The sequence below is a fragment of the Pantoea sp. 9140 genome (assembly GCF_000745295.1).
GTDB classification, from domain to species: Bacteria; Pseudomonadota; Gammaproteobacteria; order Enterobacterales; family Enterobacteriaceae; genus Pantoea; species Pantoea vagans.
The window spans coordinates 2,642,352-2,656,804 of sequence record NZ_JQNO01000001.1; the positions used below are offsets into that span (position 1 = coordinate 2,642,352).

The 14,453-nt window shown below is 56.4% G+C and carries 15 protein-coding genes; 1 reads left to right on the forward strand and 14 read right to left on the reverse strand.

Translation table 11 applies throughout. From position 1 onward, the window contains the following. Window positions 1-126: 126 nt before the first annotated feature. On the forward strand, window positions 127-1,026 hold the full coding sequence (locus FA92_RS12220) for a TIGR01777 family oxidoreductase (RefSeq protein WP_033783736.1): 900 nt from the start codon (window positions 127-129) through the stop codon (window positions 1,024-1,026). 35 nt (window positions 1,027-1,061) lie between these two features. Here FA92_RS12220 and hisP read toward each other — a convergent pair whose 3' ends face one another. The 14 genes from hisP to pdxB form a co-directional block, all read right to left on the reverse strand. Beyond that, window positions 1,062-1,835, reverse strand: coding sequence for a histidine ABC transporter ATP-binding protein HisP (gene hisP, locus FA92_RS12225; RefSeq protein WP_013358585.1), 774 nt, complete (start codon window positions 1,833-1,835; stop codon window positions 1,062-1,064). Window positions 1,836-1,843: 8 nt separating this feature from the next. After that, complete coding sequence (locus tag FA92_RS12230) at window positions 1,844-2,560, reverse strand: ABC transporter permease (RefSeq protein ID WP_013358586.1); 717 nt, start codon at window positions 2,558-2,560, stop codon at window positions 1,844-1,846. Beyond that, complete coding sequence (locus FA92_RS12235; RefSeq protein ID WP_033733384.1) at window positions 2,553-3,242, reverse strand: histidine ABC transporter permease HisQ; 690 nt, start codon at window positions 3,240-3,242, stop codon at window positions 2,553-2,555. Before FA92_RS12235 ends, FA92_RS12230 begins: the two co-directional genes overlap by 8 nt. 179 nt (window positions 3,243-3,421) lie before the next feature. Next, window positions 3,422-4,204, reverse strand: coding sequence for a lysine/arginine/ornithine ABC transporter substrate-binding protein ArgT (gene argT, locus FA92_RS12240; protein ID WP_033733385.1), 783 nt, complete (start codon window positions 4,202-4,204; stop codon window positions 3,422-3,424). Between the two features lie 259 nt (window positions 4,205-4,463). Next, on the reverse strand, window positions 4,464-5,033 hold the full coding sequence (locus tag FA92_RS12245; protein WP_013358589.1) for a UbiX family flavin prenyltransferase: 570 nt from the start codon (window positions 5,031-5,033) through the stop codon (window positions 4,464-4,466). 113 nt (window positions 5,034-5,146) lie between these two features. Next, on the reverse strand, window positions 5,147-6,664 hold the full coding sequence (purF, locus tag FA92_RS12250) for an amidophosphoribosyltransferase (protein WP_013358590.1): 1,518 nt from the start codon (window positions 6,662-6,664) through the stop codon (window positions 5,147-5,149). Window positions 6,665-6,701: 37 nt separating this feature from the next. Then, window positions 6,702-7,187: a colicin V production protein gene (gene cvpA / locus FA92_RS12255; RefSeq protein WP_003854265.1), complete on the reverse strand. Its 486-nt coding sequence runs from the start codon at window positions 7,185-7,187 to the stop codon at window positions 6,702-6,704. 264 nt (window positions 7,188-7,451) lie between these two features. Beyond that, window positions 7,452-8,216 carry a cell division protein DedD gene (dedD, locus tag FA92_RS12260; RefSeq protein WP_033783737.1) on the reverse strand — a complete coding sequence of 255 codons (765 nt, stop codon included), beginning with the start codon at window positions 8,214-8,216 and terminating at the stop codon, window positions 7,452-7,454. Next, the gene (folC, locus tag FA92_RS12265; RefSeq protein ID WP_033783738.1) at window positions 8,206-9,474 is read right to left on the reverse strand and encodes a bifunctional tetrahydrofolate synthase/dihydrofolate synthase; all 1,269 of its coding nucleotides are present in this window, start codon (window positions 9,472-9,474) and stop codon (window positions 8,206-8,208) included. Before folC ends, dedD begins: the two co-directional genes overlap by 11 nt. Before the next feature lie 94 nt (window positions 9,475-9,568). Then, window positions 9,569-10,483 carry an acetyl-CoA carboxylase, carboxyltransferase subunit beta gene (accD, locus tag FA92_RS12270; RefSeq protein ID WP_013358592.1) on the reverse strand — a complete coding sequence of 305 codons (915 nt, stop codon included), beginning with the start codon at window positions 10,481-10,483 and terminating at the stop codon, window positions 9,569-9,571. Between the two features lie 144 nt (window positions 10,484-10,627). Then, entirely contained in the window at window positions 10,628-11,290 is a 663-nt protein-coding gene (locus tag FA92_RS12275; protein WP_033783739.1) for a DedA family protein, read from the reverse strand. Window positions 11,291-11,319: 29 nt separating this feature from the next. Then, window positions 11,320-12,123, reverse strand: coding sequence for a tRNA pseudouridine(38-40) synthase TruA (truA, locus tag FA92_RS12280; RefSeq protein ID WP_033783740.1), 804 nt, complete (start codon window positions 12,121-12,123; stop codon window positions 11,320-11,322). A gap of 2 nt (window positions 12,124-12,125) precedes the next feature. Continuing rightward, window positions 12,126-13,133, reverse strand: a complete 1,008-nt coding sequence (locus FA92_RS12285) for an aspartate-semialdehyde dehydrogenase (RefSeq protein WP_013358595.1) — start codon at window positions 13,131-13,133, stop codon at window positions 12,126-12,128. Between the two features lie 173 nt (window positions 13,134-13,306). Beyond that, the gene (gene pdxB, locus FA92_RS12290; RefSeq protein ID WP_033783741.1) at window positions 13,307-14,440 is read right to left on the reverse strand and encodes a 4-phosphoerythronate dehydrogenase PdxB; all 1,134 of its coding nucleotides are present in this window, start codon (window positions 14,438-14,440) and stop codon (window positions 13,307-13,309) included. Window positions 14,441-14,453 lie beyond the last annotated feature (13 nt).

The following is a 14,453-nucleotide window of genomic DNA, read 5'->3' on the forward strand; positions in this document are numbered from 1 at the left end:
AGGCAACGCTGAGCTGCTCCGATCTCTGTCACCGGAAGCAGAAAGCGCGACGCGACTCACTCTGGAATGGCTCGACTCTTCTATGCTGAAAAGTGCAAATAACAAAAACATCAAGGGAGCCGCAACATGCACATTCTAATTACCGGTGGCACGGGACTGATTGGCCGTCACCTGATCCCGCGCCTGCAGCAGCTGGGGCATCAGATTAGCGTGGTGACACGTGATGTGGTCAGCGCGCGTGAAAAACTGGGCGAGAACGTCGCACTCTGGTCAGGCCTGGCGCAACAGTCGAATCTGGATAACATCGATGCGGTGATTAATCTGGCGGGAGAACCCATCGCCGACAAGCGCTGGACGGAGCCGCATAAACAGCATCTGTGCGAAAGCCGCTGGCAGATCACTGAGCAGATCGCCTCACTGATCAATTCCAGCGCTACGCCGCCCTCTGTATTGATCTCAGGTTCGGCAACCGGCTTTTATGGCAATACCGGCGATGTGGTGCTGACTGAAGAGGATCAGGGGCAGGATGAGTTTACGCATCAGCTCTGCGCCCGCTGGGAGCAGCTGGCGCTTGCAGCAGAAAGTGAGCGCACCCGCGTCTGCCTGCTGCGGACCGGCGTGGTGCTGGCCCCCGAAGGTGGCGCACTCAGCAAAATGAAGTTGCCCTTTAAGCTCGGCATCGGCGGGCCTATCGGCAGTGGCAAGCAATATATGCCGTGGATCCACCTTGATGACATGCTTAACGCCATTATCTGGCTGCTGGATCATGATGATCTGCGTGGTCCGTTCAATATGGTCGCGCCTTACGCCGTGCGCAATGAGCAGTTTGCCGCCACGCTGGGCCAGGTTATGCACCGCCCGGCCTTTATGCGCACGCCAGCCAGCGCCATTAAACTGATGATGGGCGAATCGTCGGTGCTGGTGCTGGGAGGACAGCATGTGCTGCCAAAGCGGCTGGAAGCCTCAGGTTTTAGCTTCCGCTGGTACGATCTGCAACAGGCGTTGCAGGATGTGGTGAAGCATTAACCTGACGCCCGCGCCTGTCAGACGCGGGCGCTGGATTACTTCAGCGATCCCTTGAGGAACTGCTGTAAACGCGGGCTTTTCGGGCTGCCGAACACCTCCGAAGGTGGCCCCTGCTCTTCGATTTTACCCTGATGCAGGAAAATTACGTGGTTTGAGACATGGCGGGCAAACTCCATCTCATGCGTTACCACCACCATCGTTTTGCCTTCTTCCGCCAGCTTTTGCATGATGCGCAGCACTTCACCGACCAGTTCCGGATCCAGCGCCGAGGTCGGCTCATCAAACAGCAACACCTCCGGCTCCATCGCCAGTGCGCGCGCAATCGACACACGCTGCTGCTGACCCCCGGAGAGGTGCACCGGATACTTCGCCTGCGCCCGCGCATCAATGCCCACTTTATCGAGGTAGCGGATGGCCCGCTCACGCGCCTCCGCTTTGCTCAGCCCCAGCACCTGAATCGGCGCTTCCATGACGTTTTCCAGCACCGTCATGTGGCTCCAGAGATTGAAATGCTGGAACACCATAGTCAGACTGGTGCGCAATGCGCGCAACTGCTCTTTGTCAGCGACTTTCAGCTGACCATCTTTGTCACGGACCAGCGTGATGTGTTGGTTATTGACCACGATGGTGCCTTCACTCGGTTTTTCGAGGAAGTTGATGCAGCGTAAAAAGGTACTTTTCCCTGAACCGGACGATCCAATGATACTGATCACATCGCCCGCTTTCGCAGTTAACGAGACCCCTTTCAGCACTTCATGTTCACCGTAACGTTTATGCAATTCGGTGACGCTTAATTTATTGTCAGCCATAGTTCTACTCAATGCGATGAAGAGGGTTTCACGTGGGCCAGCCAGCGACGTTCCGCCAGGCGGAACAGGCTGATTAACACGTAAGAGATAATCAGGTACAACACTGCTGCCAGACCAAAGGCGGTAAACGGCTGATAAGTTGCTGAGTTAATATCTCGTGCCACTTTCAGCAGATCCGGCACCGTGGCGGTGAAGGCTAATGCCGTGGAGTGCAGCATCAGGATCACCTCGTTGCTGTAGACCGGCAGAGCCGTACGCAGCGCGGAAGGCAGGATAATGCAGCGATAGAGTTTGAAGGTGGAGAAGCCGTAAGCCCGCGCTGCCTCAATCTCACCGTGGGGTACCGAGCGAATCGCACCCGCAAAGATTTCCGTGGTGTAAGCGCAGGTATTGAGCGTAAAGGCGAGCAGCGTACAGTTCAGGCCGCTGCGGAAAAAGGCGTTCAGCAGTTCTGTGCCTTTGACAATTTCCAGCGTATACATGCCGGAGTAGAAGACCAGCAGCTGCACATAGAGCGGCGTGCCGCGAAATACGTAGGTAAAGAGCCAGACCGGAAAGCTGATAAACCGGTTTGGCGAGACCCGGGCTATCGCCAGCAGAATGGCCAGACAGCCACCAATAGTGACTGAGAGAATTAACAGCCACAGGGTGATCGCCACACCGGTAAAACGGTAACCGTCCGTCCAGAGCAGCGATTTCCAGTATTCCTGAATAATCTCAATCATAACTCGCCCTCTTCACTCCGACCGTATAGCGACGGTTCAGCCACCACAACACGCCGTTCGACAGCGTGGTAAACACCAGATAGATCACACCGGCGACGATGGCGAAGTAGAACGGCTGCCAGGTACTTTTCCCCGCCAGCTGCGTCGCCTTCACCACATCTTCCAGTCCCAGCAGCGAAACCAGCGCGGTGGCTTTCAGGATCACCTGCCAGTTATTTCCGATGCCCGGCAGCGCATAGCGCATCATGGCCGGAAACAGAATGCGGCGGAACACCTGCGCGCCGGTAAAGCCAAACGCAGTGGCCGCTTCAATCTGCCCTTTTGGCACCGCCATAAAGGCGCCGCGGAATGTTTCGGTGAAATAGGCACCATAAATAAAGCCAAGCGTGATGATACCGGCGACCATCGGGTCGATATCAAACTGCGCCATGCCCAGTGCGTCGGTCACCTGGTTGAGGACAATCTGCAGACCGTAGAAGATCAGCAGCATCAGTACGAGGTCTGGCACGCCACGAATCAGCGTGGTGTAGCCTTCAAAAATCATCGCCAGTGGCCGGCTGCGCGACAGTTTCGCGCCTGCGCCAATCAGGCCCAGCAGCACTGCCAGCACGACGGAAGTGAGCGCCAGCTCCAGCGTCACCAGCGTGCCCCGAAGAATTACATCAGAATAGCCATACAGCATTGAGAGGGTCCTGTCGTGGGGTGAAAACGAAACGCTGCCCGCCAGCGAGACGGGCAGTTTAGCTTTACCTCTCCGTTGCAGATGCCATTCGCCATTAGCGGGTCGGCTCCGGTTTCTGCACCAGGCAGAACCGGCTCAGTCCCGGTAAAACGGACACAGAGGGTAAAGCGACAGGATGGTTAGTCGCCGTACACATTGAAATCGAAGTATTTCTTCGCAATCTTGTCGTAGGTGCCATCTTTACGCATGTCAGCAAAGGCTTTGTCGATGGCGGCTTTCAGTTCGCTGTCATCTTTACGCAGTCCCATCCCGGTTCCGACGCCAAAGATTTTGTCATCTTTAACCGCCGGACCCGCGAAAGCGTAGTTTTTACCGACTGGCTGTTTCAGGAAACCTTCGCTGGCCTGCACTTCATCCTGGAAGGCTGCATCAATACGACCGGCGTTCAGATCCTGATACACCAGATCCTGGTTAGCATAAGGGGTGACGTTAACCCCTTTTGGCCGCCAGTTCTGATTGGCATAGGTTTCCTGCGTGGTGCCCTGCAGCAGGCCGATGTTTTTGCCTTTCAGTGACTCAATAGTCGGCTGAATTTTCGATCCCTTTGGTGCGACTAAACGCGCGTTAGCGGCGTAAAGTTTTTCCGAGAAGGCGATCTCTTCCTGACGTTTTGCTGTGATGGAAAGTGAGGAGATGATGGCATCAATTTTCTTCGCTTTCAGGGAAGGGATCAGCGCATCAAAGTCGCTTTCAACGTAGGTACATTGGGTATGAATGCGTTTACAGATTTCGTTAGCGAGGTCGATATCGAAGCCCACTAACTTGCCTTGCGCGTCTTTCGACTCAAACGGTGGGTAAGTTGGATCTGTGCCGATACGGATTGAACCCGGAACTGCAGCGAAGACGCTGGCAGCACTGGTTAAGCCCAGCATCAGGGAAAGAGCCAGAACACGCTTTTTCATAGATTACCCTCAAGTGAAGTGCTTTTTGTTATGTGGTTCGTGATGTGTTTGCGCAAAGTAATTTGCATGTTTCATGCCAGTTCTGCAAGTTATCCACGCCGTTAACGTGATGACAGACAGGCGAAAACGCTGTGTTTGTGAGGGGAATATAGCAGTGAAGTAAAAGAGAAAAAGCGACGTTGTTAACTTTTGGTGCGTCAAATGCACGAAGAGTGATCCGAGGCGCGCTTATGCACTAAATAAGTGCGCCAGCGGAACTTTATGCACCCTGCCAGCGCATAAAGAGATCTTCCGGTAATTCGATATCGAACTGATCGATTACCCGATTCACGGTCTGGTCGATGAGCTGATCGATGGTTTCAGGCCGATGATAAAACGCCGGCACGGGCGGCATGATAATGGCACCCAGTTCAGCCGCGGTGGTCATCATCCGCAGGTGGCCGACGTGCAGCGGGGTTTCGCGTACGCACAACACCAGCTTACGCTGCTCTTTTAATACCACATCAGCCGCACGGGTCAGCAATGAGTCACTGTAGCTGTGCACAATGCCTGAAAGCGTTTTCATCGAGCAGGGTAAAATCGCCATGCCCAGCGTTTTGAACGATCCCGACGAGATATTTGCTGCAATATCGCGCACGTCATGCACCACATCGGCCAGCGCCTGCACATCACGCAGCGAATAGTCGCTCTCCAGCCCCAGCGTCTGACGTGCCGCCTGGCTCATGACCAGATGCGTTTCTACCTCTTCTACCTGCTGCAACACCTGCAGCATGCGCACGCCATAGATCACCCCGCTTGCGCCAGAGATGCCAATGATGAGTCGTTTCATATTCCAACCTTATGTCAGCTAATGCGCCATCATACGCGGCCAGCGGGTTTCTGAAAACAAACAGGGCGGGATTGCTCCCGCCCTGTTGTATGCTGCCCGACTATGGATGGGTATCAGCCTTCGTTGTGCAGCTCAAGATTTTCGACTTCATTCTGGCGCTGAAGCGCTTTGGCATCATCATTACGCAGCGACTCCAGATACTCCAGATACTGCTGGTCGACATCTTTCGTCACGTAAATACCGTTGAATACCGAGCACTCAAATTGTGCAATGTCCGGATTCTCTTCACGCACCGCTTCGATCAGATCGTCGAGATCCTGGAAAATCAGTGCATCGGCTTTAATCAGCTGGCGAATCTCTTCCACTTCGCGGCCGTGCGCAATCAGTTCCGTGGCGCTCGGCATATCGATGCCGTAGACGTTCGGGAAACGAATTTCCGGTGCCGCTGAGGCCAGGTAAACGCGTTTTGCACCCGCTTCACGCGCCATCTCAATGATCTGCTCTGAAGTCGTACCGCGCACGATAGAGTCATCCACCAGCAGCACGTTTTTATCGCGGAATTCAGCGCGGTTCGCGTTGAGCTTACGGCGTACCGCGCTGCGACGTAACTGCTGTCCCGGCATGATAAAGGTACGGCCAACGTAGCGGTTTTTCACGAAGCCCTGACGATAAGGCTTGTCGAGAATACGGGCGATTTCCAGCGCGATATCGGTGGAGGTTTCCGGAATCGGAATCACGACATCAATATCCAGATCTTCCCATTCGCGGGCAATTTTCTCGCCCAGCTTGGTGCCCATGCGGACGCGGGCACTGTAGACGGAGATTTTGTCCAGGAAGGAGTCCGGACGCGCAAAGTAGACATACTCGAACAGGCACGGATTGCTTTTCGGGTTTTCAGCACACTGGCGGGTCGAAAGCTGGCCGGCTTCAGTGACATAAACCGCTTCACCCGGTGCAACGTCACGGATGAATTCAAAGCCCAGCGTATCCAGCGCGACACTCTCAGAGGCGACCATATATTCGGTGCGGCCATCGGCGATAACGCGCTTGCCCAGCACCAGCGGACGGATGCCGTTAGGGTCGCGGAAGGCCACCATGCCGTGGCCGATAATCATCGCTACGACGGCGTAGGCACCGCGAACCTGCTGATGTACCGCAGCCACCGCAGCAAAAATGTTGTCAGCTTCCAGCGGATCGTTTTGAAAACGATCTAACTCCTGCGCAAAGATATTCAGCAGGATTTCAGAATCTGAAGTGGTATTAACGTGACGGCGACCCTTTTCAAACAGGTGCTTACGCAGCACATGGGCGTTGGTCAGGTTACCGTTGTGCGCCAGGGTGATGCCATACGGGGAGTTTACATAGAATGGCTGCGCTTCAGAGGCACTGGAGCTGCCCGCGGTGGGATAACGCGCGTGACCGATCCCCATGTTGCCCTGCAGTCGCTGCATGTGGCGTGCTTCGAAAACGTCGCTGACCAGGCCGTTTGCCTTTCGCAGGCGAAAACATTTCAGCGCATCGATAGTACAAATGCCTGCGGCATCCTGCCCGCGGTGCTGGAGCACCGTTAACGCGTCATAGATCGACTGGTTGACCGGCATGAAACCGGTGATACCGACAATACCGCACATGTTGTCATTTCCTCATTTAGCCGCACACCCGGTCACATCACCGGGGTAAAAAACTCGACGTGCTTTTCAGGTAATCAAAGAACCACCTGATGATATAACTGAACTCGGGAATGAGTTGAGACTGTTGCCAGTCCGGACTTTTGGAAAAGCCAGTGAATGTATCAAGGAAGAACAGCAAAGCGGCTACGATCAGCACACCACGCAACGCCCCGAAACAGACGCCCAACACCCGGTCGGTTCCCGACAGGCCGGTTTTTTCCACCAGCGTGCCGATAACGTAGTTCACAATGGCGCCCACAATCAGGGTCGCCACAAACAGCACACCGATGGCAATACCGTTACGAACCAGTTCGTCGTCAAAACCTGTAAACCAGACTGCAAGGTAGGCGTAGTAATGACTGGCGACAAAAAACGCGCATCCCCAGGTAACCAGAGATAAGGCTTCCCGGACAAACCCACGAACCAGGCTGACCAGAGCCGAAAAACCAACTACCGCAATAATGACGTAATCAATCCAGATCATGAACTCTTCCAGCGCCAGCGCAATTGCACCCCTGCATCCAGTTCGGGGCGCATTCTAACAGAAAAAGAAAACGTTTGCGTAGCGGTTTTCTTTTTCTGCATCCATAAAAAAGGCGATGAAAAAAACCGCAATCGCCCCGGTGATTCTCAGCCGGACAGGCCGTTGAAAATCGTCACTATTTTATGCGGCAGTGCGCGTTAAGCGCACTGCCTGCCCGGCAAAAGACGCTGCCTTTTACTGCTATCGGCAGCGCCAATCACCGCGCTAACGGGCGCTGTACGGCTTAACGACACCGCCCAGTCCTGAGATACTTTTCAGTTCACCCACCGCGCCTTGCATTTTAGCTTTCGAGGCATCAGGGCCAACGTAGATACGGGTAATCTGACCCTGAACCGGCGTTGACGGCACGGTAAAGGCGCGATAACCCGACAGCCGCAACTGCGCGACAATCTCATTTACTTTGCTGGCGTTCTTCAGCGCACCTAACTGCACCACATAAGCCTGCCCCGCCGGAGCCGTGGTCTCTGCCGCTTTTGGCGCTTCTTCCTGCTTCGGTTGCTCAACCGGCTTCGGTTTAGGCTGCTCCACGACTTTTGGTTTCTGCTGTTCAACCGGCTTCTGCTTAGGCTGCTCGGTGGCCTTCGGTTTCTGCTGATCTGCCACTTTTGGCTTCGTCACCGTCTGCGCAGGCACAGACTGATGAACCGGCGGCGGCGAGACCACTACAGGATCGCTCTCTTCATACGGCTGCGTCCGTCCCTGCTCCGCCGTGGCGCTGGTTTTACCATTGCCATTGCTGCTATTGACGGCACTGCCTGCGCCTTCCGGCGGCTGAGCGGGCAGCGACTGGGTTACCGGCGAAACCATTTCGCTGTCCTGCTGATCGTCAGGTTTCGGCACCAGCGGAATGGCGGCGAACTCCTCTTTGTAATGCTTTTTCTGACCATCCAGCAGCCCTGGCAGCACAATTACGCCAACGGCGACCAGAATAACGGTGCCGACTAAACGGTTCTGAAACTTACTTGCCACGTCCTTTCTCCGTTTCAATCGATTCCATGACCTGTGCCACCGTGTGGAATGAACCACAGACCAGCACAGTGTCCTGCGGCGCAGCCCGCTCGCGCGCCTGCTGCCAGGCGAGTTCAACCGAATTAAAGGCCTCGCCCTGCGGCAGCACATCAAGCAGCTGCTCTGCACTGGCACCGCGCGGACCGTCAAGCGGTGCACAGTACCAGGCATCAACCATTGGAGCCAATGCGGCGAGCATTCCGGCGATATCTTTATCATGCAACATGCCTACCACGGCATGTACTTTGCCGCGTTTCGGCAGCGTCGCCAGACGCGACGCCAGATAACCTGCCGCGTGCGGGTTATGAGCGACATCCAGAATCACGCGCGGTGATTCACTTATCGTCTGGAACCGCCCTGGCAGCATCGCCAGCGGCAGGCTGGCACGAATCTGCATCTCACTGACCTCAAGCCCTGAGACCCGCAGCGCCACCAGCGCGGTCGCCGCGTTAGGCAGCGGCACCTGAGGCAGCGGCAGATCGTTCAGCTCGCCCTGCACATCACGCAGCGACCAGCTTTCGGCCTGCGCATGCCAGGACCAGTCGCGATTGCGCTGTAACAATAGAGCGCCTTTTTCCTGCGCAACCACAGCGATGCTGTGTGGCATATCGGGTTCACCCACGACTGCAGGTTTTCCTGCCCGGAAGACACCCGCTTTCTCACGCCCAATGCTTTCGCGATCCGGGCCCAGCCAGTCGGTGTGGTCCAGCGCAATGCTGGTGACCACGGCGACATCGGCATCCACAATGTTGGTGGCATCCAGTCGTCCGCCGAGGCCGACTTCGAGGATCACGACATCCAGTTGCGCCTGGCGGAACAGATTCAGCGCGGAGAGCGTGCCGAATTCGAAGTAGGTCAGCGAAATATCAGCCCGTCCGGCTTCAATCTCCGCAAAGCTGGCGCAGTGCTGCGCTTCACTCAGCTCCTTGCCCTGGACCCGGACGCGTTCGGTATAACGCACCAGATGCGGCGAGCTGTAGACGCCAACGCGGTAACCCGCAGCGATCAGCAGCGTTTCCAGGGTGCGACAGGTGGTGCCTTTGCCATTAGTACCGGCCACGGTAAAGACAAACGGAGCGGGTTTCAGCAGGTCGAGACGAAGTGCTACCTGACGAATACGGTCCAGACCCAGTTCGATGGTCTGAGTATGCAGGTGCTCAAGATAATAAAGCCACGTGGCCAAAGGCGACGTGGCTTGAGGAAGGTGAAGATTGTCCATATGTCCCGTTTTGCTTATTTATACCTGGCAGACTGGTGCTGCGGTATACGGTGCATTGGTAAGAGGCGCGACAGGCGCGCCTCTCTATCTCCTGTCAGGCCTCGTTGCTTTCCGATTCAGTCGTCGCGGGAGCGGACGGTTCACCGTCATGCAGCGGTGCCGGCAGGTTCATCATTTTAGCCAGCAGGCTTGCCAGTTTGTAGCGCATTTCCGGACGGCGGATGATCATATCAATCGCGCCCTTCTCAATCAGGAACTCACTGCGCTGGAAGCCCGGCGGCAGTTTTTCACGCACGGTCTGCTCGATAACGCGTGGGCCGGCAAAGCCGATGAGCGCTTTAGGCTCCGCGATGTTGAGGTCACCCAGCATGGCGAAACTGGCCGAAACACCGCCCATGGTCGGGTCAGTCAGCACGGAAATGTAGGGCAGACCGCGCTCGCGCATTTTGGCCAGAGCCGCACTGGTTTTCGCCATCTGCATCAGCGACTGCAGCGCTTCCTGCATACGGGCACCGCCGCTGGCGGAGAAGCAGATCAGCGGACAGTTATCTTCCAGCGCCTGCTCAACTGCACGTACAAAACGTGCACCGACGACAGAGCCCATTGAACCGCCCATAAAGGCAAATTCAAAAGCTGCCGCAACCACCGGCATACTGTGCAGCTGACCTTTCATCACGATCAGCGCATCTTTCTCGCCGGTATCTTTCTGTGCGGCGACCAGACGATCTTTGTACTTCTTGGAGTCGCGAAACTTCAGCAGATCTTTGGGTTCAAGTTCACTGCCAAGCTCAACCATCGTTCCCTGATCGAGGAAACTGCCGAGGCGCTCACGCGCGTGCATGCGCATGTGGTGGTCACACTTCGGGCAAACCTCAAGATTACGCTCCAGCTCGGCGCGGTAGAGAACCTGGCCACAGCTGTCGCACTTGGTCCAGACCCCTTCCGGGATGCTGGCTTTGCGCGTTGGCGTCGTGGTGCTTTTATTAAGAATGCGTTCAATCCAGCTCATTGATGACCTTTCTGTTTAAAACTGACCTGGTCCAGTCGTCTTGATACTGCTGAAAACCGCTTCAGCAGACGGTAAATGTCGCTCATTAAACCACAACCTGTTCAGACTGTGGATAAAAATCTGGTCTTACCCCTGAGCGAAACCTTACGGCAGCTTCTGCTGCTTCGCCTGACGGCGATGACGCCAGACTTCAATTACACCCGGCAGAATCGAGACCAGGATAATGCCCACAATCAGCAGCTTCAGGTTTTCCTGCACCACCGGCAGATCGCCAAACAGGTAGCCGGCATAGGAGAACAGCAGCACCCATAACAGCGCACCGGTCACGTTGAACAGCGCGAAGTGGCGATAGGACATGTGTCCCATACCGGCAACAAACGGCGCGAACGTGCGGACAATCGGCACAAAGCGCGCCAGGATAATGGTTTTTCCGCCGTGACGGGCATAAAACGCATGGGTTTTATCCAGATGGCTGCGACGGAAAATCTTCGAGTTCGGGTTACTGAACAACCGCTCGCCAAACAGGCGGCCAATGGTGTAGTTCACTGCATCGCCCAGTACCGCGGCCACCACTAACAGTGCCACCATCACATGCACATTGAGATCGTTACCCGGCAGTGCAGCCAATGCACCCGCCACAAACAGCAGCGAATCGCCAGGAAGGAATGGCGTCACGACCAGCCCGGTTTCGCAGAACAGAATCAGGAACAAAATAGCGTAAATCCAGATACCGTACTGTGCAACCAGCTCGGCCAGATGCACATCGATGTGCAAAATAAAATCGACCAGAAAATGGAGAAACTCCATAGCGCGCCCTTTTAAGTCCTGAAAGTGAATTAATCCGCGAGGAACAACGGTCCCATCAACGGCTGTGGTAAGGCAAAGTGGGATGGGTAATCCACCGCCACCAGATACAACCCCTCTGCCCGGGCTGTGGCTGCGGCTAATGTCCGATCCTTCGCCGCCAGCAGCGTTGCCATCCATGACTCCGGCTTATTGCCGCAGCCTATCTCCATCAGGCTGCCCACGATATTGCGCACCATGTGATGCACAAACGCGTTGGCTTTAATATCCACAATCACGTAGGGACCCTGACGCGTCACGTTGAGGTGAGTCACGTTGCGCCAGGGTGTGCGTGACTGGCACTGCACCGCGCGGAATGAGGTGAAATCATTCTCGCCTAACAGACATTGCCCGGCGCGCTGCATCTTCTCTGCATCCAGTGGATGGTAGAAGTGCGTCACGCCCTGCGCCAGCACCGCCGGACGCAGACGCTGATTGTAGATCAGGTAGCGATAGCGTCGGGCCGTGGCGCTGAAGCGGGCATGGAACTCATCCGGCACCGCTTTCACCCAGCGCACGGCAATATCTGCCGGCAGATTGGCGTTGACGCCCAGTGTCCAGGCACCATCAGGCCGCTGCGAGGTGGTTTCGAAATGGACCACCTGCCCTGTGCCGTGCACGCCCGCATCGGTGCGGCCAGCGCAAAAAATGCTGACCGGATGATCGGCGACTTTCGACAGCGCGCGCTCTACCTTCTCCTGCACGCTGCGGACTTCATTCTGGCGCTGCCAGCCGTAGTAACGACTGCCGTCATACTCAATGCCGAGCGCCAGTTTTTGCGTCTGACCATCGGACATGCTTAAAGATACTCCTGAACCAGTTTCTCAGCGGTTTTCACCGCCATCAGCGCGCCGCCAAAACGAATGTTGTCCGCCACTGACCAGAACTGCAGCAGCTCCGGAATACCGTAGTCGTTGCGCACTGCGCCGATGCTCAGTTCGCCGTTGCCAGAAGCATCCGTCACCGGCGTCGGCACGTCATCCTCTTCGCTCAGACGAATATCTGACGCCAGCGCCAGCTCGGCACGTGCTTCTTCCGCAGAGAGCGGGCGCAGATTTTCGATATGCACAATCTGCGCATTACCGTAGAACACCGGGGCCTGAACGCTGCTGACCGCAATCGGTAAGCCTTCGTCCTGCAGGACTTTGCGCACCTGATCAATCAGTCGGCGTTCACTTTCCACGCTGCCTTCTGCGTCGGCCTGTTGTGGCATCAGGTTAAACGCGAGCTGACGACCAAAGTGATGTTCATCAGCCGGAATACCATTCAGCAGGCGGGCACTTTCCCCCGCCAGCGCATCGACCGCCACTTTGCCGTAGCTGGAAACCGAGATCAGATTCGTCACCTGTAAACGGCTCAGCCCGGCAGCATCTACCAGCGGTTTAATTGCGGTCAGCAGCTGGCTCACCAGGTTGTCCGCCACGCTGATGATGTTGCGATTACGATAATCGGCCAGCACCTGCGGGTTCACATCCGGCACCACCAGCGGCACATCAGGTTCCAGCGCAAACAGCTCACTGCTGTCGATCACCAGACAACCCGCATTGGCCGCTTCATCGGCAAAACGTGCCGAGGCGTCACGGCCTGCCACGAAAAAGGCCAGCTGCGCCTGTGACCAGTCGAACGTCTCTGCATTGTCGACCCGCACCGAGCGGCCCTCGTAACGCTTGATTTCGCCCGCGCTGTTTTCGCTGGCCAGCAAATATAATTCACCAACCGGGAACTGGCGTTCCGCCAGCAGTTCCAGTACAGCGTTCCCTACTGCGCCTGTTGCGCCCAGTAGCGCAATATTCCAGCCGTCAGACATGTTGGTTTACTCCAGACAATGACATAAAAACAGAAGGCGGTGATATTCACCGCCCAGGGATTCAGATTTATCCCCCCCGAAACCTGCCGCCACACTGGCAGGCGTGAATTACGCGCGTTTTCTGGTCACCGACTGATTCAGTGCAGAAAACGGTGCCATGCCTGCAGCGCCCGTTACTTCGGGGAGTAGATTGCGTTAAAGCCCAGCTGGTTCAGCATCTCAGCCGTTGAGGCGTCATCACAGTTGACCTGCAGCGAAGACCATTCGCGGCGCTCCAGATACTGCTTGCGCAGGCGATCAAACTCACCGGGTTTCGCCGCCACTTTACGTAGCGGGGCATCATCGCGGCGCACATCATACACCAGATGCGCCAGGCGTTTCAGTGTTGGCTGATCCAGCGGGCCATTCAGGGTAATTTCACTGAATTCCGGCTCCGGCAGTAAGGTGCTGAGCGGCACCTCCTGCGGCTGACCGATAAAGTCACACCAGGCTTCAAAGACCTGGGTGGTGCCGCGTGCTTTGCCTTCCAGCGTGTAGCCCGCAATGTGCGGCGTGGCGATGTCCACCTTATCCAGCAGCGCCAGCGAGAGATCCGGCTCCGGCTCCCAGACGTCCAGCACCACGCTGAGGTCGTGGCGCATTTTCAGCACCTCCAGCAGCGCGCCGTTGTCCACGACCGGGCCGCGACAGGCGTTGATCAGGATGGTGTTGGGCTTCAGCGCCATCAGCAGCGCTGCATCCGCCAGATGCCAGCTTTTGTAGGGGCCGTCTTTAAACAGCGGCGTGTGGAAGGTCAGAATATCTGCCTGCTCTGCCACCGCCTCCAGTGACAGGAAATCACCTTCGTCACCGCGATCGGCGCGTGGCGGATCGCACAGCAGGGTTTTGATGCCCCAGGCTTCCAGCCGCTTCTGCAGCCGCCCGCCAACGTTACCGACGCCGACAATGCCGACTGTGCGGTCACACAGCTCAAAACCATCGCGCTCCGCCAGCAGCAGCAGCGCAGAGAAAACATATTCCACCACCGCGATGGCGTTACAGCCGGGGGCAGCAGAGAACGCAATACCCGCCTTCTGCAGCCAGTTCTCGTCGATATGATCGGTGCCCGCTGTCGCGGTGCCGACAAATTTCACCGGCTTTCCAGCCAGCAGCGATTCATTCACCTGGGTGACAGAGCGCACCATCAGGCCATCAGCATCGGCCAGTTGAGCCACCGGCAGCGGACGCCCAGGCACCGCGACCACGTCGCCGGTGCGGCTGAATAACTCACGGGCATAAGGCATATTTTCATCGACCAGAATTTTCACCACGGCTTTCCTG

Bases quoted from the DNA above. Each gene is read 5' to 3' on its own strand.
- FA92_RS12220 (WP_033783736.1), top strand. From the start codon at position 127: ATGCACATTCTAATTACCGGTGGCACGGGACTGATTGGCCGTCACCTG.
- hisP (WP_013358585.1), bottom strand. From the start codon at position 1,835: ATGGCTGACAATAAATTAAGCGTCACCGAATTGCATAAACGTTACGGT.
- FA92_RS12230 (WP_013358586.1), bottom strand. From the start codon at position 2,560: ATGATTGAGATTATTCAGGAATACTGGAAATCGCTGCTCTGGACGGAC.
- FA92_RS12235 (WP_033733384.1), bottom strand. From the start codon at position 3,242: ATGCTGTATGGCTATTCTGATGTAATTCTTCGGGGCACGCTGGTGACG.
- argT (WP_033733385.1), bottom strand. From the start codon at position 4,204: ATGAAAAAGCGTGTTCTGGCTCTTTCCCTGATGCTGGGCTTAACCAGT.
- FA92_RS12245 (WP_013358589.1), bottom strand. From the start codon at position 5,033: ATGAAACGACTCATCATTGGCATCTCTGGCGCAAGCGGGGTGATCTAT.
- purF (WP_013358590.1), bottom strand. From the start codon at position 6,664: ATGTGCGGTATTGTCGGTATCACCGGTTTCATGCCGGTCAACCAGTCG.
- cvpA (WP_003854265.1), bottom strand. From the start codon at position 7,187: ATGATCTGGATTGATTACGTCATTATTGCGGTAGTTGGTTTTTCGGCT.
- folC (WP_033783738.1), bottom strand. From the start codon at position 9,474: ATGGACAATCTTCACCTTCCTCAAGCCACGTCGCCTTTGGCCACGTGG.
- accD (WP_013358592.1), bottom strand. From the start codon at position 10,483: ATGAGCTGGATTGAACGCATTCTTAATAAAAGCACCACGACGCCAACG.
- FA92_RS12275 (WP_033783739.1), bottom strand. From the start codon at position 11,290: ATGGAGTTTCTCCATTTTCTGGTCGATTTTATTTTGCACATCGATGTG.
- truA (WP_033783740.1), bottom strand. From the start codon at position 12,123: ATGTCCGATGGTCAGACGCAAAAACTGGCGCTCGGCATTGAGTATGAC.
- FA92_RS12285 (WP_013358595.1), bottom strand. From the start codon at position 13,133: ATGTCTGACGGCTGGAATATTGCGCTACTGGGCGCAACAGGCGCAGTA.